We start from the raw sequence: 20,405 nt of genomic DNA on the forward strand, positions 1-20,405 counted from the left end.
TCCAGTCATGCCTGTTCAGTTGTATCCATGAAGGCGGCCATGGATTGTACGACCAGGGATTAGATCAGCGCTATTTCGGCACACCGTTGGGCGACTCGGTCTCCCTCGGAATCCATGAGAGCCAATCCCGTCTCTGGGAGAACTGTGTCGGGCGCTCCTGGCCTTTCTGGCGCTTCTTTTATCCGATCTTGCAACAGACCTTCTCTGACCAACTGCACGGCATGGGTATCGAGCAATTCTATGCCGCGATCAATCGTGTCAAACCCTCGCTGATTCGTGTGGAGGCCGACGAACTGACCTACAATCTCCATATCATGTTGCGGTTTGAGATTGAGCAAGGCCTGGTGGAAGGCAAGACTCAGCCGGAAGATTTACCCGCTATCTGGAACCAGAAAATGGAGGAATATCTCGGGATCAGACCACCGTCCGACACCGAAGGTGTGTTGCAGGACGTGCACTGGTCGTTCGGCGCCTTCGGGTATTTCCCGACCTATACGTTAGGCAACCTGTATTCCGTCCAATTCTTTGAACAGGCCAAGTTGGAGCTTCCGCAGCTGGAGGCTGACATCGCTGCCGGGCAACTGCTCCCCCTGCGCCGGTGGCTGGAGCAGAAGATCCACCGCTGGGGCCGCATGTTTACTCCAGCCCACCTGGCCGAACGGATCACGGGCTCCTCACTCTGCCCCGAGCCCTTCCTCAACTATGTGGAACGGAAGTACGGCGAGCTCTACCAACTCTGAGCGTCCCACGAGGGTCGGGACTCATACCCCATCACCGCATTGAGCTTTCCCGCGATAGCGGGTGGGATGGTGAATTCAGCCTGCACTTCGATCCGATGCGGCACGAGCAGGGTGGTGTGGAACACGATATCTCGAATGGGAATTTTGAGTTCAGGATCCTGGGGCGTACTCAGCTGCACCGCCTCAACCGAGTTCGTAATCGTCCCGCTGTCTTGTGGCGCATAGGCCGCCACGACGGCCTCGATGATCTCTTGTACCTGTTCATGGGCCTCCACCCCTTCAATCGCCGTGAGCAGCAATGGGATCGCCTCCTCCTTGGCCTGATCTGAAACAGTAAAGTTTTCTATCCGGCCTTTCCGACGAAGCGATGTCAGATCATTATCCAGTTCTTTACTGAAGGCCCCGTACGCAAATCGGAAGAATTCGAAATGAAGCGCCTTGAACCCCTTGGCAAAGGTTTGGAGCTCACACAAGAAACAGAGCTGCTGCAGCTTCACGTCGCTCAACAATCCGTGGGGTTCAGCGAGCTGTAGAATGTGGAGCAGGAGCACACGGTCAACAAGAATTTGGCTGGGTGTTCTCACGTAATCCTCATCAGACGACCGAGGGCTTCACTATAGCCAGCCACAGGAGCGGCCGTCAAAGACGAACCCGTCCACGTTCATGGTCCAGAGAAATACTCTTGACCCACTGCTTCATTTCGTCTTTAATCCCCTTCCAAGGGAGGAGCGATCTGCCACGATGTCCAAACATGCCAAGGAAATGGGAATTCTGAAAGAGCATCTTGAGAACCACCAGCTCAAATTTACGCGCCAGCGCGAGTTGATTCTCGATGCATTTTTGAAGCAAGAACACATCACGGCTGAGGAAATGTACCATCAGTTGGCACGCAAAGATCCCCATCTTGGGCTCGCAACCATCTATCGGACCCTCAACCTGTTCTGCGAAGCAGGACTGGCTCAAGCCCGACACTTTGGGACACAAACCCAGTATGACAACGTGTCTCATAAGGGCCATCACGACCATCTCATCTGCACAGGCTGTGGCAAAATCGTGGAGTTTGAAAACTGCGATATCGAACGCCTTCAAGAGGAAGTCGCGACCAAGAACGGCTTTACGATTACCACCCACCGGCTTGAACTCTACGGACTCTGCTCCCGCTGCCGTCATTGACCCACAGAAATGTTTCTGGTATCCTTTTTGAGATAGCTTATCAATTTCAAATCATATCGCTCCCTATTGCAAAAAGGTCCGCCATGTCGAGATCCCTTCACAAGGCTCATCGCACCACTCCGTGCACCAATTACCATCCGCTCATCGGCATCATCACGACCTGTATTGTTTTGCTCTTCTCCGTGATTCTCCCGAGCATCGCCGCCGCTGCCGACCAACTGACCGTCTATTCCGGACGAGCCGAACGATTGATCAAGCCGGCTCTGGACGAATTCACCGCAAAGACCGGCATTCAGATCGCGTTATTGTCCTCCGGTACGACCGAACTGGTGAACCGGATGAAAGCGGAGGGCGACCGTAGTCCAGCCGATGTCTTTATCACGAATGACGCCGGGAGTTTGGAGCTCGCCCGCACGGCCGGACTGTTTCGACCGCTGAGTATGCGCGAAATTGAGCGGGCCATTCCTCCCCAATTTCGAGCCACGGACAACAGCTGGATCGGCTTGTCCGGGCGATTTTGGATCATTACCTACAACACCAGGATGGTGAAACCCGACCAGATCAAGTCGTTGCTGGACTTGGCCGATCCGATCTGGAAAGGGAAACTCGCCATTCCGAACGCCGGCAGCGAATATCTGCACGCAGGCGTCTCCGTGATCCGGGCCAGTATCGGTGATGATCGCACCAAGAAGTTCCTTGAAGGGCTTCGAGACAACGCCGGGACTCAGGTCTACCAGAAGAGTTCCCAGATCGTCGAGGCAGTGGCCAAAGGTCAGGTCGCGCTGGGAATCGTCAATCACTATTACGTCTATCGCCATCTCGCCACACAACCGGCTTCTCCCATAGCGGTCGTCATGCCTGATCAACAAGAAGGCGGGATGGGGGCCATTATGAACGTGGCCGGTATCGGTGTGCTGAAACATACGCCTCGTGTGGAGCAGGCCAAACTGCTCGTCGAATTCCTCGTCGCACAGGCAGGTCAGAAGATCTTCGCCGATCTTGACAAGGAATATCCGCTCCATCCTGAGGTCCAAGCCGACCCGGCCCTCGTCGAGCGAAAGAGTTTTCGCGCCGCCATGGTGCCCTTGGCGAAACTGGCCGAGCTCCGCGCACCCACTCTTCGCCTCATCGAACAAGTGGGCATGCGGTAACACCGAGTGACCTGTGATTGCCGTACGCCCATCATCGCTCTCTTCCCTCCAATTGGCTGCCCTGACCAGTGCGGCACTGGTGCTGCTCCCGTTGATCTACATTGTGGCCTTGGCCCTCTCGGCCGATCCGGGAGTCTGGTCTCGACTGTGGACCACTCGTGTCCCCGAACTCCTCTGGAATACGATTTCCTTGGCCGGGGCGGTGGTACTCCTCGCGCTTGTATTGGGGGTCTCGACCGCATGGATCGTGACCCGTTGTGAATTTCCTGGACGCCGGCTCTGGGAAGTCGCCCTTGTGCTTCCACTTGGCATGCCGACATTCGTGTTGGCCTATGTCTTCAACTATCTGTTGGGATTCGGCGGCCCGGTTGAAGCACTCTGGCAGATGCTGGCCGGCCCTCAGGCCAAAATCTTTTCCCCTCAAAGTTTTCTGGGTGTCACCGTAGTCATGGGGCTCGCGACATTCCCGTTCATTTATTTGCTCACGCGAAGCGCGCTCCTGAATTTCAACGTGTCGTTTGAAGAAGTCGCCCGTACTTGTGGCGCCTCTCCCCTGAGACGGATCGTCTCCGTCACCCTACCACTGTTGCGGCCGTCCATCGTTGCCGGTATCGCGCTGGTCATCCTGTACGTGGTCTCCGATTTCGGAGCCGTGTCGCTCTTGCGCTATCAAACATTGACGTATGCCGTGTTTCAACAAATGACCGGCCAGTTGGACAACCAGGCCGCGAGTATTTTGAGCGTCTTGCTGGTCATCCTGGCACTCTTATTCTTGGTAACCGAGCGATGGTTTCGCCGCAAAAGCCGCTTCTACCAAACCGCCGGTCGCTACCGCGCTCCGCAGCGCATCCGATGCAACTGGCTCCAGACTGTCGGCCTAACGGCATCTCTCGCCATGATCCTGGGAGCATCCTTCGGTGTCCCCGTGTGCCTCCTGATCCTGTGGAGCCTCTCTCCTGAGGCCCTTGCCGTTCTCGATGCACGATTCTTCGGCTTTGTCTGGAATAGTGCCGTGCTCGCAACCCTGGCAGCGACAGCCGGCGTACTGATCGGACTACCGTTGGCCTATCTGGCAAGTCGCAAACCCACATGGCTCAATACCGGCTGCCTACAGGCCGCCTATGCCGGGTATGTGTTACCGGGACCGGTCGCAGCACTTGCCGTATTGGTCCTCTGTCTCAACCTGATACCGGTTGTTTATGGAACGGTACTCGTGTTGATCATCGCCTATGTTTTGCACTTTCTTCCGGCCGGCCTTCAATCGCTCGAACCGGCGATCCAGCAGATCACACCCAATCTCGAGGAAGTCGCCCGCACCCTTGGACTGAGCGCCCGTGAAACCGTGCGACAGGTCACGCTGCCGCTCATCCGTAACGGCATCATCGTGGCCTGGGTCCTGATCTTTCTTCAAACGATGAAAGAGCTGCCCGCCACACTCTTACTCCGCCCGGTGGGGTTTGACACCTTAGCCATCCGAGTCTGGCTTGAAGCGAGTGAAGAGTATTATCAGCTGGCGGCCCCCTCCGCTCTCTTGATCGTGCTGGTCGGTCTGCCCGCCCTTGGCTTATTACTCTCCCGCGATTGGCGTGCCGCGTAAGGACCGAACATGAATACACCGGCACAGACCAGACCGATCAGTACCGACCAATGCCATGCACGCGCCCATCTCTTCTCTCCGGCGGCTCCGATCCTGGAACTTCGCTCTATCTCCTGTGCCTATGACTCAAGCCGACCTGCCGTTCGCGACATGTCATTCTCCGTCAGGGAAGGGGAGATCCTCTGCCTGCTTGGCCCATCCGGCTGTGGAAAAACCACCGTTCTACGCGCCATTGCGGGATTTGAGCCGGTACGTTCCGGAGAAGTTCTCCTGTCGGGACGGGTGGTCTCATCCCCCTTGGAAACGGTTCCAACGGAACATCGCCGCATCGGCATGGTCTTTCAGGAATACGCCCTCTTTCCGCACCTGCGTGTCACCGACAACATCGCCTTTGGACTCAGCCATCTGCCGCAGGCAGAGCGAAGGCGTCGAGTTGATGAGATGCTGTGCCTGACCGGCTTGGAGGGGTTTGAGCGCCGATTCCCGCATGAATTATCGGGAGGGCAGCAGCAACGCGTGGCTCTTTCACGGGCGCTGGTACAAAATCCGGTCTTGCTCCTGCTGGATGAACCGTTCAGCAACCTGGACCCCGACATGGCCAGTCGCATGCGCCAAGAGGTCCACGCCCTGTTACGTCAGATGAAAACTACAAGCATCATGGTCACGCATGACCATGATGAAGCCTTTGCCATGGCCGATCGCATCGCCGTGTTGAATCAAGGAGTGCTCGAGCAGATGGACTCTCCTGAACTCATTTACCATCTCCCAGCCACGCGGTTTGTGGCCGACTTTGTCGGCCAAGCCGACTTCATTGCCGGCCAGATTCATCAGGGATTGGTTCACACCGAGATAGGAACGTTCCCCAATACAATCAATGCGTCGGAAGGAGACCATGTTGCGGTCATGATTCGTCCGGACGACGTGCACCTCCTGCCCAACAAATCCGCCGACCCGAGAATCGTGGCCAGGCAGTTCCGTGGATCTGAAAACTTGTACAGAGTTCAACTGCCTTCCGGTCAAATCGTCCATAGTAGTGAAAGTTCGACCAGCGTCTACCAAGAGGGCACCTCTGTCGAACTCCGCGTTTCGGCAACCCATACCGTGCTGTTTCAGGCCGAAACACCCCCTCATCCCTAGCGACACAGGAATAGACTGGCTGCAGGTGAAGATTGACAGCCTCCCCAGAAATCTGGCATGGATGAACAAGCGCTGAGGTCTCCAACCCCACCCGGCTTGAGCCCCCTTCCACAATCTAAGGAGTCGCGATGGACGCATTGAAAGACGTCATTGATTACGGGGTGATTGGTCTCTTACTGGTGCTCAGTGTGTGGTCCGTGGCGGTGGCCATCGAACGGTGGCTCTTCTACAAGCGTATCAACCTCTCTCAGTTTTCCAATGCGCAGCTGCTGGAAATCACGCTGACCAAGCGCCTCGTCGTGATCGGAACCGTAGCGGCCAACGCCCCCTACATTGGCCTCCTCGGAACCGTCCTCGGAATTATGTTAACCTTTCATACGATGGGGACGTCCGGCACCATGGCCGTGAATACCATCATGATCGGGTTAAGCCTGGCATTGAAGGCGACGGCCGTTGGCCTGCTGGTCGCGATTCCTTGTGTCGTCATGAATAACCTGCTGCGTCGACGCGTGACCGAACTCCTCACAGACTATAAGGCACGACATGGATCGGAACATTGATCAGATCAACGTCATTCCCCTTGTGGATGTGATGTTGGTCCTGCTGGTCATCGTGTTGACCACGGCCACCTTCATCAGCACGGGCCAGATTCCCGTCAACCTCGCCAAAGCGAAAGAGGTCAGCGATCGGCAAGACGTACCGATCGTGATTGCTTTGACGGCGGAGGGGAACTTGTTTGTCAACGATACCCCGGTCCCCGAGGGAGGGCTTCCCACGGCCCTGAGCTCTCGGCCTCGCGAATCTGCGGTGATCGTCCGTGCAGACAAGGTCACACTGCTCGAAAAGTTCGTGGCACTCGTCGATGAGATTCGCGGTCTTGGATTTCAGCAGGTAAGCTTGGAAGTCATTCGGCTCTAAATGCAAGACTCGCCGCGACCGCCTCTTGATGATTCCGGCTCCACAGCCACTGGATGGCTTCTCTCTTGTCTCTTGCATGGCGGTTTGGCCTTCGCCACTATCCTGTTCGTACAACGTATTCACCTGGCCCCACAAGGGGACCTGTTTCAATGGAATGTGGCGATGGTGACAACTCTTTCGCCTTCAACAAAGGCGCCAACTGCAGTTACACCAGCGACTTCACCAACCAGGCACACTTCTGCGTCGGCACGTCCGGTTCAACGCATCGGATCGACCGCAGTTGCTCCAGCTCCACCAGCACCAACGGCTGATCTCGCTCCACCGTCTCAAGAGGTGGACCCACTTCCGAGCGAATCACGGGCATCACAAGAGATGCCAGCGGTACCGACTGGTCCATCGTCTCAGCTCGTGCCATTGCCTGAACTGGAGTCGACTCCCTCTACCGACATCAGTCAGCTACCCGCATCACCGTCGGATATGAATCCCGCTTCTGACCCTGTACTCGCCAGGAACACTCCATCGGCATCAGCCAGTTCACAGCGATCGGTCAACGTTGACTATGGATGGCTCACCACGCTCATGGCGCAGTGGATCGAGGGGCTCGACAAGCGTTACCCTGCGGCATTGCGTGCCGAGGGGATTGAGGGAAGGGTGACACTGATTGCGCTCTTGCACGAAGATGGCTCGCTGAGCAACGTGCGCATCGCCAAGGGTTCAGGGAACGCAGCATTGGACCAGGTTGCATTGGAAGACGTCAGAAACGGCCCGCCAGTAAAATTCGCGCATCTACTTGAACGTCCCTCGATCTCGGTGAAGTTCTCGATCAGTTACGACCTGAAAACCGCTCGATAAACGGCGAAACCGATTCTCATGGCACGCCTAACCGATCACGAAGTCCCGAGGACACCATCAGGGCACCGTCCGCATCGACGATGATTGCTTCAACATCCGGCAAGCTCTCTACCAGCGCCATTCCGTTTTCTGGCCCGAGCACAAAAATACCTGTGTCCAACCCGTCGGCAATCGTACCGTCCTTGGCGATGACCGTCACACTCTGACATCCACGTGCCGGCTGCAACGTGTGTGGGTCTAGGATATGATGATACCGAACACCATCCCGTTCGAAGAACCGTTCGTAGTCCCCGGCCGTTGAAACCGCTTCATCATGTAAATCGATGAGGCCGATCAGCGTTCCCTCCTCACGCGGGTGCCTGATCCCGACAGGAAACCCGCTTCGTTCAGGGAGCACACCGAAGGCTTTAATGTCCCCGGATAAGGCGACAACTCCCCCTTTGGCACCTGCTCGTTTCATGACCTCGACCGCCCGATCGGCGGCATAGCCCTTTCCCACCCCACCGACATCAATGCGCATTCCCTGATGCGGCAGATAAATCGTCCGTAATTTCTTGTCGATTTGAATGCTTGTCCAATCAACAAGCGGCTTCAATCGTTCCAAGACTTGCTCATCAGGAACCTGCTGCTGTTCGGTGACACTCCAAGCTTCGATCGCAGGGCCCAGAGCAATATTGAACCCTCCACGAGTAAGTTGCGCCATTTCCAGAGATCGAACGACCAGCTCAAACGTCTCTCGACTGACCGAGACAGATTGGCGACCAGCTTCGGCATTCACCTGAGAAAGCTCACTGTCAGATCGCCAGGTACTCAATAACCCTTCAAGTCGCTTAATCTCATCAAAAGCAGCCTGGACGGCTCGGTCACTCACCTGCGTATCGAACGAGACAGCGGTCACCGTCACAAGCGTCCCCATGTGCATCTGGGCACGTTTCGCGATCATGGGCTGAGAGGATGGCTGTAGTTCCGCACAACCTCCCAGCATGACCAGGAGAAGAAGAACAACGATCGCCAGAGAACTGATCGAGGACTGAGAGGTCTTCATTGTGCGATCCCCCTACCACCAGTGCCGGCGAAAGTATCTCGGATACCGTGGGTACGGCATAATCTCATAGAGCCGTGCTTCTATCTGTGTCGGCTGAGGAAGCGTTTCAGCCATTGAGCTGCCCTTGAACATCGGATATTGGCCATCGAGAAAATCCTGTACCTGGACAGTCTCGGCTTGGTCGGCGACCACCGAGACCACAATCATCCGTCCATAACGCGGCGAATCGATTCCGAATCTCCAAGTCCCCACATAGGTAATGACGGTGGCATCGACTGGAAACGTCATCGCGACATCCGCCATGGACATGAAGGGTCCTTCAGTAATCTGCACCCGAGTCAACCGATACTGTCCGGACGGCAGATGAGCAGCAAAATATCGATCGGGAGAGTTGATCTCAACTTGGAATCGTTTGTGCGAGGCCTGGTCCTCAACTTCAACAAACCGCACCGCGGGTGAAAACCGACGAGATCTGTCCCCGGTCAAGACCGTGACAACTCTTCCGATGACCAGCCCCTCAGTCACTTCCTGCGGATCAATCAACGCGGGCAACTGAGTCACACATCCCCACAAACCCGCAACGAGAGTTACCAGGAACACGAATTGGACCATAGCGGGTTTCATGGTTACTGGGAAATTATACGAAATCTTGTGAGCCTCTATCAGCTCTGCCTGACTGAAATTATGTCTTGACAGCAAAAGGCTGATCAGGATATTAATAATCGTTCTCAATTTCATCAGAAGAGATAGGCGCTATGGCAGTTGCAAAAACTTCTTCTCTGGAACCTTGCTCGACCCTCGAAACACGCTGTGCATGCGGACAGTTGATTGCCAAGGTGTGCGGGCAAGGCTTGGAACTGAAGTGCAAGCGATGCAAGCGTATTGTGGTGATCCCCTTTTCTTCGATCGAAGGCTGGGGAACTGTTCAGACTTAGGATTATTTTAATTAAAAAGGAGGTCCCCTTACTAGTTCTATAGTTCCCATGTGACAAAACGACCAGAGACCATCGAGTCCCGAGTCAGGCCATAACATTCCGTTCTATAGGGAGGATACCGATGAAGATACGGTCAATCCTCGGGGCTCTTGTCATTGCTAGCTTACCGGTGATGCCGGTGTTTGCAGAAAACTTGACCCCGGAGGAAATTAAGAAATTGGTCGATGAAGCAGTAGAAAAGCGCCTGCAGGAGCATGAGCGACGGGAAGGCACCATGGAACGCAGGGAAGGGACAGCTACACCGTCTGCCGAGCCTGGTATTGGGACCCTCTCGGATGTCGGTAAGGAGCGGCGCGCTGACCAGCAACAACCCCTGTCGTTCGGAACAAGCGGATCGGGACGGCTCGTGTATGCAAAACCATTCGTTTCATTCCCAAAAGCGATTGTTGGCGGATATTTCGATCTTCAATATCGCACACACCGTAAGCCAGTTCTTGAGACTGGCTACGGCGATCTGAGTCCTGGGACAACAAATGGATTCGACCAGCAACGATTTGTCCCATTCATCTATGCGGACATCACCGAACATGTGAAGTTCGCGTCGGAGCTTGAAATCGAACATGGGATCAGAGCCATCAGCGACAACGAAATCAGCCTGGAGTTTGCTCATATCGACTACCTGATTGATGAAAAAGTCAACCTGAGAGGTGGTATCGTCCTCATCCCTCTAGGCAAGTTTAACCTCTTGCACGACTCTCCGTTGAACGACTTGACGGATCGCCCCATTGTCAGCCGGTTGATTATCCCATCAACCATGGCGGAAACAGGAGCCGGCTTGTACGGAACATTCTACCCAGGCCGGACTGGGAAACTGGACTACGAGGTCTATGTCACAACAGGCCCCTGTGGCTATCGTGACACCGGTGCACCTCGTGTTACAGAGACCGACGGCACCAAGAATTCTCGTCAGCGGAAATGCCTCTCCGACGACGGCCTTGACATTAATAACGGCAAAGCCGTCTCGGGACGTGTGGCGTTCAGCCCGATGCTGGGTATAGAAGTGGCCGGATCCGGATATTTTGGAAATCAGTCACCTTCCAGTTATAACCCACTCAGTATCTTCGCCGTTGACTGGACTCTCCAAAAGGGACCGTTCGAACTCATCGGGGAAGCCGCCTGGGCGCATGCACGAAACAACGCTCGCGCGATTCCCGGCAACACCCTCGGCGCTGGAGGCTCACAACTCACACCGGGATCCTTACTGACCGGTGTCGGTACGCTTAATCCTCTTGGCTTGCCGCCTGAAAGAATGCAGGGTTTTTACATCCAAGGCAATTATCACTTCATGCCGTCTTTCCTAACCAAGCTCTCTCCAAAACGATTCGGTGAAGGCTCAACCTTCACGGCGGTCATTCGGTATGACCGAGTCAATTTGAACTTGGGGAATAAGGGAGAGAATGGGGGTGAACTTGAACAAATCTCATTCGGCTTAAACTATCGCCCCGTCGAGGATGCGGTCATCAAAATGAGTTATCAGTATATGCCGAAATCGCTCAATCCAAACAACGACCAGCGCATTCATGACAGTGCGTTCGTCGTTTCAGTTGCATCGTATTTTTAGCAGTACAGGGAGACCGGCCATACGCCGGTCTCCCTCAGCATAAACATGATAGGAATTGACTCATGCGCGCGCTTTTTCTTCTTCCCCTACTAACAGTGACAGCCTGTGCCTCATTGAGTGGCAGTCGGGATCATACCTTTTCCTGCTCATATGACACGGTGTGGGATGCAACGGTAGAAACAATAAAAGACTACTCCATCACCTCGGAAAACAAGAGTAACGGCACGATTGAAACAGCATGGATTGAAATGGAAGGCAAAAGACGTCCCTATGGCCTCTTTGGCCGCGAAGGATTTGGGAACCGTGAGCGAGCCAGGTTGACGATCACCGTGAAGAACGACAACAACCTGTCTTCGGTCAATGTCCTCGAGACACGACAGCGCTGGCACGCCAGAGGTGGCGTGACACAACAATCCACAAAATGGTGGCCGGTTGAGCCATCAGAAGAAGTCATGGAAGAGATCACGGACAAACTTAATACCCAAATCAAAGAGAAAGGGTGCAGGGTCCACCCATGACCATACGGCTCATTTGCACCTCCATTGTCCTGTCCCTGGTGCCTGCTCTGTCGTTCGGTGCTGATCGCATTTGGGATAACGATCTCAAGCGCTTCCTCACCGATCAAGAGATGAGTATGGCCGAGGTTTATCTCAAGGAAGACGATGGCCTCAAGATCATGTTCCCAAAATCCGAACGTGTCCGGAAAGAGCTCATCAAGCTAACCCCCGAGAAAAAAACTCAGATTGAGGAGCGTATCGGCTGGAAATTTCCTGAAGAATCCTTTGAGGTATATATCGGAGAGACCGGATCACAGATCGACGGCTATGCACTCGTCCAGAATACGATCGGCAAACACAAAGCGATGACCTACATGGTCGGCGTGGATAAGAAAGGCTTGGTCTCCGATGTCGAACTGCTTGTGTTTCGTGAGGCGCGCGGCAGTGAAGTTCGGCAGAAGCGGTTTAACGCACAATATGAAGGCAAGTCAGTCCTCGACCCAGTCCGGATCAATAAGGACATCATCAACATCTCGGGTGCCACGATGTCTGTCCGTTCCATGAGCGCCGGAATTAAACGGGTGCTGGTATTGGTCGACGAATTTTATCTGAAGCCGGCGGGAATCGGCAGTGATACAGTAGCTTCCCAAAAGGATAAGGGATTCCTCCCGTCGATATTCGGCAATTAGTCACAGCGGACCCAGCGTCCCGAACATGCGAAACTTTAACCAGAAATTCAGGCTACGTGACTCAGATCGCCATATTCGCTTGCTGTACACATTGTTCTTGTTACTGATGTTCGTCGGGTTCTGCTTCTCCTTTTTTTGGGCGCATAGCATGACTGGATTATCCCCACAAGGCATTGCCGAACACTATCGAGGATCCGATGCAACATTCGGCGAGCCGATGTCGTTTCGGGAGCTGGCTGAAATCACCCATTTTCATCTTTTCACCATGCCGGTCGTGTTCATGATTTTGATCCATGTGATGTATCTGACCAATACCAGCCATACCCTTAAGGCCATCGTCACCTGGGCCGGTTTTGGCGGAGTCATGCTCGATCTGCTGTCGCCCTGGCTCATCAGCTATGTTTCTCCCATTTTCGTCCTATCCATGCTCACGGGCGACATGCTGATGACCCTCAGCTTTCTGGTCATGATGGTCGTTCCTCTATATGAAATGTGGGTGCTCGGACAGCCGCTCATGGGAGGGAAACGACCACAAGAGTCGTAGATAAGTGCCACCAGAGTTCTTTCTGAGCGGCCAGCGGTTGTTCACCCAGAGCCCGAAATCACGCGAGTGGTTTCGGGCTCTTTGTTTTTCAAGGAGGTAGCGCCATGCAGGTCCACCGTCTCGATCAGGTCCAGCCGGCCGTCTTGGCGATTCAAGGCATGCTCAAGAAAATCGACCGCCTCGCCCTTTCTCCTGCGTCACAACGCGATCTGGAAAGCATTTTGGTCCGGCAAGTGACAAGAGAGTTGGATCGGCTTCTACCCTGGCAAGCAGGCCATGGCGAAGCCACTGCGGTCAGCGCCGTTCGTATTGGACAGGCAATGGGGCTGCATGACGAGCAACTGCACCTGCTCGAGCTAGCCGCCCTACTTCACGATATCGGCCTCCTGATGCTCCCTCCTCATCTGCAAACAGGGCAAGAACCGCCGGACACAGAGTCCTACACCACCATTCAGAATCATCCTCGCCTTGGATCAATTTTCCTTGAGCCCTTTCCGTTCCTCCGTGAAGTGACCGTCATGATCGCGCATCACCATGAACGATGGGATGGATCAGGTTACCCCTACGGGCTTAGAGGAGAATTCATCCCTTTAGGAGCAAGAATTCTAGCCGTCGCCGATGCTTTTTCAGCGATTCACGTCCCACACACTCATGATCGATTCGGACGTGATCGCGTCGCGCTCCGCATCCTACAGATATCCGCAGGCACTCAGTTTGATCCGCTTGTCGTCAAGACGTTGGTCGAGTGCTGTTCTGAAATGCAACGCGCGCCTCTAAGAGAACAACACCACGAGTAACCCCGCCGGCGTAGCACCGACGCCGGCTTCAAAGTGGGAGGCCCCACCCCTCCCACTTGACCAGGCAAGGGTCCTCGCCTCCCGAGGACCCTTGCCGCCCATATAGGGAAATACGATGAATATGAGATGGCTCAAGCGAGTCAGCTTGGCACAGTTGAAAGGGTGTTGATCATACAAAGGAAACGCGCCATGAAGCATGCTCGAACCTCACGTCAGCCACAGACCGGAATAGCGCTCCTCCTCACAATTATGTGCTCTATTGGAATTGTCTCCTGCTCAAGTAGCAATGAACCAGCACCGACACCTCCCCCCACAGGAACAGCGGGGGCAGAGGAATCCGTCGGTGAACGCCTGTTTCTCGAAACTCGATTCGCGCAAGCGTTTAAAGCGTCATTGGACCACGGCGGTGATATCAATGATCCGAATAGTGGTGACCGCGCCCTCGATATGGTTGAAACGCTTGGTTCACCGATCGGCCCAGGGCCGTTCAAAGGTCTCTCCATGAATTGCCGGGCTTGTCACTTGGTCGACGATGTGCTGGATGCGCCGGGAGGCGGCATGCGTACCTATGCTGATTTTGCTCGACGCAGCCCCCTCCCGGCCCGAGCGGACGGCAAAACTGTTGCCGTCCGCAATTCCCCGCCGCTCGTCAACTCTGCGCTCGACCGACCAGACGGCGTCCTGTTCCACTTTGACGCCGAGTTCAACTCAATGGAAGAGCTGGTGGCCGCCACGTTCACCGGTAGAAACTTCGGATGGCTACCAGGCGAACGTGCACAGGCCATCGCACACATCGCCCGCGTGGTCCGGTCCGATGACGGCACGGGAGATCTAGCCAAGGAATTCGATGGAACGCCCTTTCAAGTGCTCTTCGGAGGAACCGATGCCTCCATACCTGAAGAGTTCAGGCTCACGGCAAAGTTTCGGGTGGCAGTTGATTCGGCCTCGGACCAGCAAGTGTTCGATGCGGTCGTGAAGGTCGTTGCCGCCTATGTCAACGGCCTGCTCTTTTCACAGACCGAAGATGGTGGTGTGCCGATCCGCTCCCCATTTGATGTGTTTCTGGAGGTCAACGGATTCCCTCAAGCGCCGGATTCCAACGAATCTCCACTCGGCTATAGCAGGCGCCTGCTGGAACTGGTCAAAGCCCGTGAATCGGCAGGGACTCTTCAATTTGTCACCTCAAACCCCAATCGAACGGACGGACAGTTCCAATTTCATACGCAGCCGTTCTCGTTTGGGAGACAAGAATTGGCCGGGTTAAAAATGTTCCTGACCGAACCGGCAGCGCTACCTGCTTCGCCGACTGAATTGGCGACCGGAACAATCGGCAACTGCATTGCCTGCCATGCCGCGCCGAACTTCACCGATTTCAAAGCTCACAATACGGGAACGACTCAGAAGGAATATGATGCGATTTCCGGCCATGGGAGCGGCGCCTTCATGAACTTGGCCATTCCCAGCCTTGACTCACGAACGGCCGACGATTTACCGGCAACCGAACAACATCCGACAGCCAGCGAACGATTCCGAGCCGTTCCCTCATCCGGAACAACCTTGACTGACCTGGGTTTGTGGAATGTCTTCGCCAATCCTGACATGCCAACGCCTCAGTCCAAGATCCGAACCATTCTCTGCGACGAAGAGCAACCCTGTTCAACTTCTCAACGCGAGCTTTTAGATCGAGCACTCGCTCGATTTAAGACTCCCGGTCTTCGCGACCTGGGCCACTCAGCTCCGTTTATGCATAACGGACAATTCGATACGCTCGATGAGATTCTGGAATTTTATCGCGAGATGTCAGACCTCACACGTAAAGGAACGCTCCGCAATGGGGCCGCACAACTTCGAGGGATTGCGTTGCGAGAGCACGATATCGCTCCGCTGGCTGCCTTCCTGAAGGCCCTGAATGAGGATTATCAATAGACACAGGAACTCACTCTTGTACGAATTTCCGCCATGGAGACAGGTGAATTGATGACACCTTTTCCCCCGCGACAAGCAACGCTCTTGATCTGCTTGCACTGTCACAAGCCGCTCGCCCATCGAAACCCTCAGCTTTGGTGCATCAAGTGTCGATGCGCCAAGCGCCGACGGGGACAGACACGAGGTCTCGCGCAGTCGATGCAGACACGACGACTGAAAGCCTGGTTGAGGCAGTTCCTCGGCTCATGATTGGTTCTGTCCGCGTCAAACAGATGGAGGGTTCGGAATTGGCGTCTCTCCTCCTTCTGATTCCGTACTGGCGGACGCTCGCTGTAGAAATTTAGCGCAAGAAGGAGGAAATAGTGAAATACAGATAATCAATCCAGTGCCTAATCGACACAGACGCGGCCAAAGGACTGAGCGTCCAGAGCCCATGGTTGTCCACCAGCCATGGGCTCTGTCTTTTGTTGAGCATGTGTCCACCGATGTGTATGCCAAGGGCCCCGCAATTGCGACACACGGATCACTCAAGAAAGGAGCGTGCAGCCATGACAGACTGACAACTAGATCGACAAGCTCTCCGACACAGTCGAACAACGCAAGAATTGAACCCGCTTTTTATTTTTACCGTCATGGGTTCATCAGAACAGTTATTCATTAGAAGAGGAACGTCATGAAATCAAAACCTGAACAACCATGCTTGTATCGTTATCTCCGCTCCATTCTTGGACTACTGTTAGTCAGCTTTTCTTTTTCCTTCACGGGATGCAGCGGCGACGAAGTATCTCCAACCTCCAACACATCTGTGCCTGCCACTCTGAATAGCGACATCCTGTCTGTGCCACTCTCAGCGACGGAAACGGACCGCTTCCTCGCAGTCACCGGGACGACAGGGAATCAGTATTACGCAGCAGGCTTTACCACGATCGCCGATGATAGTCAGATGGCTGTTGCACGCTTTGGTGTGACCGGCGGCCTGGATACCTCCTTCGGATCAAACGGTATTGCGACCGTTAATGTGGCCGTCGGTACTGGTAAAACAGCCGAGCTAGCGCGGTCCATTATCGTCCAGTCTGATGGAAAAATCGTGATTGCCGGTCCGATCGAGCATGACACAGCAGCCACCGGGGACGGGGCGCGAGATACGGACATCGCCGTGGTTCGCCTTGAAGCTACGGGGCAATTGGATCAGACATTCGGCAACAAGGGGATCACCCGCCTCGACCTGAGTATAGGAAAGGTCACCGGTACGGCTTTTCGAGGGGATACCGCCTGGGGACTAACATTATTGCCGGGAGACGAGCTTTTGCTCATCGGAGGAAAAGTAGCTGACGGAGCAGACCGGTCCGACTCCGATTACGCCGTCATGAAATTGACTGCGAACGGCACGAGGGACAACACATTCGGCACGAACGGACTTGTCACTCTAGATATCGGTAAGGGAAACGATAACCCCCGCACCGCACTCGTGCAGCCTGATGGGAAAATCGTGGTCAGTGGTCATACCTCTGACGCCGGTGTGGTAACCACAGTCCTCTTCCGGCTACTTTCCGACGGCCAATTCGACACCGGCTTCGGTCGAGATGGAGTGGTGAATGTTGCCCTGCTCCCATTTGTTGCAGAAGCCTACGATGTGGCCTTACAGGGGACAAACTTGGTAATCGCCGGCTATGGACGAGATACGTCAGGAGGAACGGTCGATATCATCAGCGCAAGATTTTTGTCTGACGGCACATGGGATAAATCGTACGGGGACGGAGGTCTAACCACAATCGATGTTGCCGGCCAAGACGACCGAAGCCGAACCGTGAGAGTTTTGCCGGACCAGCGCGTATTAATTGTGGGACAAGGAAAGCAAACTGCCACCACTCAAGACGGGGTGGTGGTCTTGCTCACACCTAGCGGCCAGCGGGAGACAAAACTCAATGGCAACGGTCTAGCGCTCATTGATTTTGGCGGTTCGAATGATGCCCTCTTCGGACTCGCTTTGTCCCCAGATCTAATAAATGCAGTTGCAGTCGGCTGGGAAGGGGTTAATGCCACAGACAGCAACCCCACGAACAATGACGATGCCCGAGTCGTCCGCTTCACCCTCTCATTCCCATCATGATAGTGCCTGCTGTCCATTGATTTGATCCCCGCCTCCTGGTCCTTCATATCTATGAAGGACCAGGAGGCATCGCTCACGCGAGTAGCAGACGCTTCTCCTCCCATACTGAACGTCTTAAGCCTCACACCATCGCCTTAATACAGGGTCTGCATTCCTGCCTACCACTGACCTGATTTTTTCACTGAACACTGAAGTTCAGTCTTGAGAATGGATACAAACCAGCTACAGTCAAGCTGCCTGGCAGCAACAATTAATGGTGGTATCAGCTAAATACTGAGTGAGGAACAAGAAACACAATGCCGAAAAAACATCGGCCCGTCACACCTTACGATGCGACGGGCCGATATTCGACTTATCCAGTTGTCAGCTCGTTAGGCTCCCAATCTCGTGAAGACTGGAAGAACTGGAGCCCAGACCGGATTGATGAGCCTTTCACCGCCTTCGGTGTAAGACATAAACAACCCTGCGAAGCGCTGATCCGGATCGTGGAGAATGTCCACTAACCGCTGCACTTCCCAGAGAACGTCTTTCGACTCGATCTTAATATCTACCGTCTGACCTGGCATAATAGCGCCTTCTTTGTCCATGGTCAGTCCAGCACTGGCCACCAGCTCCGGTGGATAGTTCGGATCCACCTTAGCCGCACCAACCTTGTTGGTGAACCGAATACCGGCCGTGGTGAATTCTCCGATGCTGATCGGCTGAGTGCCGTTGTTGGTCACATGAAGATTCATGCGCAATGCACGACCAGGAACATCGTATTCGGCATGAGTGACTTCAATGGCCAACGGGTTCGGCTTCACAGGCAACGGCTTCACCTTGGTTTCACCGGCCTGCAGAGGAACACTGATCGGATGTTTGGACTCGGCTGCCAAGTACCCAACAACCACAACGACCAACACGAACACGAGCATTGCTGCACCGACCTTACGGTCGATCGGGTCCAACAGAATCTCGTCTCCGTAAGCCGCAAGGACGCGGGCACGAACCAAGTACATCGGACGAATCATGAACCAACCTACCCAGAAACATGCGACGACCACCCAGAAAAGGTGCCACATGATTCCGGTCATGCCACCCATGGTCTCTGAATCAAACGTCTCACCAGTGAGGGTCTTAATTGGGTTCGTAAAGTCTTCGTAACGACCCGTGATATCCATCCATCCACCTGGACCAGCGACCGGACCGGCCTCCTTGATCGCAAGCATGGGGTGAATGTGGTGGTGGCCCGGGAGTCTCGCCTTAAGCTTGACGACGTATTCATAGTCGCCGCCGATATCGAGCGGGCCCGAGTTGAACATCGGAACGCCGTTCATCTTCGAGCTCAGACGAACAAACACCGAGCTCGGAGACCCTACGTTCAAGAACGTACGATGCGGCTTCACGACGGCGCGAGGCCAGTCTTCCGACAGATGGAATCTGCCACGCAACTCTGTTACGTCATTGACCTTGGTCGACTTACCGACCCATTCCGTATCATACCAGTTCACAGTGCGCATCCGCAGGAATGGTTCCTGCGAGCGCTCTCCATGAGCAAATGCGGGAGTCACATCAACCACAGGCGTGAACGCCAGTGTTGCAACTCCGCAGAAGCCCAAAACCCAGCGTTTAAAGGCTTGTTTGGCGTTCATGCTTTCCCCCCGATTTTTGCCTTATCGCCATGTGCTAACGTGGCGTAGGCGAATACGTCGTAAACCTTCACTGTTCTCTGCCTGTCATCCGTGAAGTAGAAGTACGAAGTGCAGAAGAACTTCCCAAACTGCCACCACAGAACGTACACGAGTGACGATGCAAACGCAGAGAAGAAGGCCGAGATCATGGTGCTGTGACCACCGAAGGTGCGCAGCGAACCGACCTCGATCATTCGGATGTACTCAGGCGTCCCGGTACGGACATACATGAAGCCCATGTAGTCTGCCCATGAGAGCAGCGAGCCGTCCACCACAATCGGGGTGTGGCTATAACCAAAGATTGGCCAGTTGCTCGGGTAAAATAAAATGGCGTACATCCAGGCTCCGATCACAGCCGTCAACGTCCAGTTCCTGGTCAGCAAGAGCGTGATGTCCAGGACCAGTGCGCTAGGAAGCAGTGTCGCAGGCATGACGAAGTTCGGCGGATAATTGGACCACCACCACCAAGAGGTATAGACGGCAATCCACTTTCCGAAACCGAGAGCCAGAATGGTGATCGTCGCGCCGAATGGCTGACGATAGTTCACCCAATTGTAATACTGAAGTGCGGCACAAAAGGTAATGGTCGTAATCGGAGTGACGATGGGCCACCATTGCCGATCCTTCCAGTCTAGCCAGAAGTCCCAGTCTCCACACAGCAATGCGGTGTGCATGTGAAAGGTCCCGACGATGGTGATGAACAAAATCGGGATAAAATAGATGTGATCAATGTGCCGGGACATTGCCACACCTTCCGGCGGCAATTTCGAGGCCTTGATAATTTCATCGGTTCTAAACATAACTGACATCCTCCGTCATTCTAGCCGACCAGAAATGGCCCGGACACTCGTGAGTATCGAAACTGCCCGGACCAGCTTCTGATATCGACCAATGATACAAGTGAACTACTAAACCATTGCTGCTTAGTACACGCTCTTGGCGCCCTGTACCTGGGCCGGGAACGGATCCAGGATGCTCTTCGGCGCGTTGTTCCAGATCACGT

At 54.6% G+C, this 20,405-nt stretch carries 20 protein-coding genes and 1 pseudogene; 15 read left to right on the forward strand and 6 right to left on the reverse strand.

Annotation, left to right across the window (positions count from 1 at the left end; all coding sequences use genetic code 11):
- A pseudogene (locus tag ACMTNU_RS17730) lies at nucleotides 1–740 on the forward strand (carboxypeptidase M32); the annotation flags it as partial.
- Here the strand turns inward: ACMTNU_RS17730 and ACMTNU_RS17735 are convergent.
- Nucleotides 728–1,324, reverse strand: coding sequence for a hypothetical protein (locus ACMTNU_RS17735; protein WP_413936629.1), 597 nt, complete (start codon nucleotides 1,322–1,324; stop codon nucleotides 728–730). The pseudogene ACMTNU_RS17730 and the gene ACMTNU_RS17735 sit on opposite strands and share 13 nt — an antisense overlap.
- Nucleotides 1,325–1,481: 157 nt before the next feature.
- On the opposite strand from ACMTNU_RS17735, the gene ACMTNU_RS17740 reads away from it, so the two are divergent.
- From ACMTNU_RS17740 to ACMTNU_RS17765, 6 genes are all read left to right on the forward strand, one after another.
- Nucleotides 1,482–1,913, forward strand: coding sequence for a Fur family transcriptional regulator (locus ACMTNU_RS17740; RefSeq protein ID WP_413936630.1), 432 nt, complete (start codon nucleotides 1,482–1,484; stop codon nucleotides 1,911–1,913).
- 83 nt (nucleotides 1,914–1,996) lie between these two features.
- Entirely contained in the window at nucleotides 1,997–3,064 is a 1,068-nt protein-coding gene (locus ACMTNU_RS17745) for an extracellular solute-binding protein (RefSeq protein ID WP_413936631.1), read from the forward strand.
- A gap of 13 nt (nucleotides 3,065–3,077) precedes the next feature.
- A complete protein-coding gene (locus ACMTNU_RS17750) occupies nucleotides 3,078–4,661 on the forward strand; it encodes an ABC transporter permease (protein ID WP_413936632.1) in 1,584 nt (527 codons plus the stop codon).
- Nucleotides 4,662–4,670: 9 nt separating this feature from the next.
- Nucleotides 4,671–5,798, forward strand: a complete 1,128-nt coding sequence (locus ACMTNU_RS17755; protein WP_413936633.1) for an ABC transporter ATP-binding protein — start codon at nucleotides 4,671–4,673, stop codon at nucleotides 5,796–5,798.
- 128 nt (nucleotides 5,799–5,926) lie between these two features.
- Complete coding sequence (gene exbB, locus ACMTNU_RS17760) at nucleotides 5,927–6,358, forward strand: TonB-system energizer ExbB (protein WP_413936634.1); 432 nt, start codon at nucleotides 5,927–5,929, stop codon at nucleotides 6,356–6,358.
- Nucleotides 6,342–6,716 carry an ExbD/TolR family protein gene (locus ACMTNU_RS17765; RefSeq protein ID WP_413936635.1) on the forward strand — a complete coding sequence of 125 codons (375 nt, stop codon included), beginning with the start codon at nucleotides 6,342–6,344 and terminating at the stop codon, nucleotides 6,714–6,716. The genes exbB and ACMTNU_RS17765 overlap by 17 nt, the downstream gene beginning before the upstream one ends.
- Before the next feature lie 205 nt (nucleotides 6,717–6,921).
- On the opposite strand, the gene ACMTNU_RS17770 is transcribed toward ACMTNU_RS17765, so the two are convergent.
- Nucleotides 6,922–7,080, reverse strand: a complete 159-nt coding sequence (locus tag ACMTNU_RS17770) for a hypothetical protein (protein WP_413936636.1) — start codon at nucleotides 7,078–7,080, stop codon at nucleotides 6,922–6,924.
- A gap of 8 nt (nucleotides 7,081–7,088) precedes the next feature.
- On the opposite strand from ACMTNU_RS17770, the gene ACMTNU_RS17775 reads away from it, so the two are divergent.
- On the forward strand, nucleotides 7,089–7,568 hold the full coding sequence (locus ACMTNU_RS17775; protein ID WP_413936637.1) for an energy transducer TonB: 480 nt from the start codon (nucleotides 7,089–7,091) through the stop codon (nucleotides 7,566–7,568).
- Nucleotides 7,569–7,584: 16 nt separating this feature from the next.
- On the opposite strand, the gene ACMTNU_RS17780 is transcribed toward ACMTNU_RS17775, so the two are convergent.
- Nucleotides 7,585–8,613 (reverse strand): FAD:protein FMN transferase, encoded by a 1,029-nt coding sequence (locus tag ACMTNU_RS17780; RefSeq protein WP_413936638.1) that lies wholly within the window; start codon nucleotides 8,611–8,613, stop codon nucleotides 7,585–7,587.
- 12 nt (nucleotides 8,614–8,625) lie between these two features.
- Entirely contained in the window at nucleotides 8,626–9,225 is a 600-nt protein-coding gene (locus tag ACMTNU_RS17785) for a hypothetical protein (protein WP_413936639.1), read from the reverse strand.
- Between the two features lie 444 nt (nucleotides 9,226–9,669).
- On the opposite strand from ACMTNU_RS17785, the gene ACMTNU_RS17790 reads away from it, so the two are divergent.
- From ACMTNU_RS17790 to ACMTNU_RS17820, 7 genes are all read left to right on the forward strand, one after another.
- Nucleotides 9,670–11,169: a hypothetical protein gene (locus ACMTNU_RS17790; RefSeq protein WP_413936640.1), complete on the forward strand. Its 1,500-nt coding sequence runs from the start codon at nucleotides 9,670–9,672 to the stop codon at nucleotides 11,167–11,169.
- 62 nt (nucleotides 11,170–11,231) lie between these two features.
- A complete protein-coding gene (locus tag ACMTNU_RS17795) occupies nucleotides 11,232–11,687 on the forward strand; it encodes a hypothetical protein (RefSeq protein ID WP_413936641.1) in 456 nt (151 codons plus the stop codon).
- Complete coding sequence (locus ACMTNU_RS17800; protein WP_413936642.1) at nucleotides 11,684–12,355, forward strand: FMN-binding protein; 672 nt, start codon at nucleotides 11,684–11,686, stop codon at nucleotides 12,353–12,355. Before ACMTNU_RS17795 ends, ACMTNU_RS17800 begins: the two co-directional genes overlap by 4 nt.
- 148 nt (nucleotides 12,356–12,503) lie before the next feature.
- Nucleotides 12,504–12,899 (forward strand): hypothetical protein, encoded by a 396-nt coding sequence (locus tag ACMTNU_RS17805; protein ID WP_413936643.1) that lies wholly within the window; start codon nucleotides 12,504–12,506, stop codon nucleotides 12,897–12,899.
- Nucleotides 12,900–13,003: 104 nt separating this feature from the next.
- Nucleotides 13,004–13,696 carry an HD-GYP domain-containing protein gene (locus ACMTNU_RS17810; protein ID WP_413936644.1) on the forward strand — a complete coding sequence of 231 codons (693 nt, stop codon included), beginning with the start codon at nucleotides 13,004–13,006 and terminating at the stop codon, nucleotides 13,694–13,696.
- A 189-nt stretch (nucleotides 13,697–13,885) separates the two neighbouring features.
- Nucleotides 13,886–15,622 carry a hypothetical protein gene (locus ACMTNU_RS17815; RefSeq protein ID WP_413936645.1) on the forward strand — a complete coding sequence of 579 codons (1,737 nt, stop codon included), beginning with the start codon at nucleotides 13,886–13,888 and terminating at the stop codon, nucleotides 15,620–15,622.
- A 673-nt stretch (nucleotides 15,623–16,295) separates the two neighbouring features.
- Nucleotides 16,296–17,732, forward strand: coding sequence for a hypothetical protein (locus ACMTNU_RS17820; protein WP_413936646.1), 1,437 nt, complete (start codon nucleotides 16,296–16,298; stop codon nucleotides 17,730–17,732).
- 371 nt (nucleotides 17,733–18,103) lie between these two features.
- Here the strand turns inward: ACMTNU_RS17820 and ACMTNU_RS17825 are convergent, their stop codons facing one another.
- Together ACMTNU_RS17825 and amoA are read right to left on the reverse strand one after the other, a co-directional pair.
- The gene (locus ACMTNU_RS17825; protein ID WP_413936647.1) at nucleotides 18,104–19,363 is read right to left on the reverse strand and encodes a methane monooxygenase/ammonia monooxygenase subunit B; all 1,260 of its coding nucleotides are present in this window, start codon (nucleotides 19,361–19,363) and stop codon (nucleotides 18,104–18,106) included.
- A complete protein-coding gene (amoA, locus tag ACMTNU_RS17830; protein WP_413936648.1) occupies nucleotides 19,360–20,202 on the reverse strand; it encodes a bacterial ammonia monooxygenase, subunit AmoA in 843 nt (280 codons plus the stop codon). Before amoA ends, ACMTNU_RS17825 begins: the two co-directional genes overlap by 4 nt.
- Between the last annotated feature and the right edge of the window lie 203 nt (nucleotides 20,203–20,405).

Origin of the sequence: Nitrospira sp. BLG_1 (genome assembly GCF_047338595.1) — a bacterium.
GTDB lineage: Bacteria > Nitrospirota > Nitrospiria > Nitrospirales > Nitrospiraceae > Nitrospira_D.

Excerpts from the sequence above, each read along its gene's own strand:
- ACMTNU_RS17815 (WP_413936645.1), top strand. The coding sequence starts at position 13,886 with ATGAAGCATGCTCGAACCTCACGTCAGCCACAGACCGGAATAGCGCTC.
- ACMTNU_RS17740 (WP_413936630.1), top strand. The coding sequence starts at position 1,482 with ATGTCCAAACATGCCAAGGAAATGGGAATTCTGAAAGAGCATCTTGAG.
- ACMTNU_RS17775 (WP_413936637.1), top strand. The coding sequence starts at position 7,089 with ATGCCAGCGGTACCGACTGGTCCATCGTCTCAGCTCGTGCCATTGCCT.
- ACMTNU_RS17810 (WP_413936644.1), top strand. The coding sequence starts at position 13,004 with ATGCAGGTCCACCGTCTCGATCAGGTCCAGCCGGCCGTCTTGGCGATT.
- ACMTNU_RS17785 (WP_413936639.1), bottom strand. The coding sequence starts at position 9,225 with ATGGTCCAATTCGTGTTCCTGGTAACTCTCGTTGCGGGTTTGTGGGGA.
- ACMTNU_RS17755 (WP_413936633.1), top strand. The coding sequence starts at position 4,671 with ATGAATACACCGGCACAGACCAGACCGATCAGTACCGACCAATGCCAT.
- ACMTNU_RS17770 (WP_413936636.1), bottom strand. The coding sequence starts at position 7,080 with ATGCCCGTGATTCGCTCGGAAGTGGGTCCACCTCTTGAGACGGTGGAG.
- ACMTNU_RS17820 (WP_413936646.1), top strand. The coding sequence starts at position 16,296 with ATGAAATCAAAACCTGAACAACCATGCTTGTATCGTTATCTCCGCTCC.
- amoA (WP_413936648.1), bottom strand. The coding sequence starts at position 20,202 with ATGTTTAGAACCGATGAAATTATCAAGGCCTCGAAATTGCCGCCGGAA.
- ACMTNU_RS17765 (WP_413936635.1), top strand. The coding sequence starts at position 6,342 with ATGGATCGGAACATTGATCAGATCAACGTCATTCCCCTTGTGGATGTG.
- ACMTNU_RS17805 (WP_413936643.1), top strand. The coding sequence starts at position 12,504 with ATGACTGGATTATCCCCACAAGGCATTGCCGAACACTATCGAGGATCC.
- ACMTNU_RS17780 (WP_413936638.1), bottom strand. The coding sequence starts at position 8,613 with ATGAAGACCTCTCAGTCCTCGATCAGTTCTCTGGCGATCGTTGTTCTT.
- ACMTNU_RS17800 (WP_413936642.1), top strand. The coding sequence starts at position 11,684 with ATGACCATACGGCTCATTTGCACCTCCATTGTCCTGTCCCTGGTGCCT.
- exbB (WP_413936634.1), top strand. The coding sequence starts at position 5,927 with ATGGACGCATTGAAAGACGTCATTGATTACGGGGTGATTGGTCTCTTA.
- ACMTNU_RS17745 (WP_413936631.1), top strand. The coding sequence starts at position 1,997 with ATGTCGAGATCCCTTCACAAGGCTCATCGCACCACTCCGTGCACCAAT.
- ACMTNU_RS17790 (WP_413936640.1), top strand. The coding sequence starts at position 9,670 with ATGAAGATACGGTCAATCCTCGGGGCTCTTGTCATTGCTAGCTTACCG.
- ACMTNU_RS17795 (WP_413936641.1), top strand. The coding sequence starts at position 11,232 with ATGCGCGCGCTTTTTCTTCTTCCCCTACTAACAGTGACAGCCTGTGCC.
- ACMTNU_RS17825 (WP_413936647.1), bottom strand. The coding sequence starts at position 19,363 with ATGAACGCCAAACAAGCCTTTAAACGCTGGGTTTTGGGCTTCTGCGGA.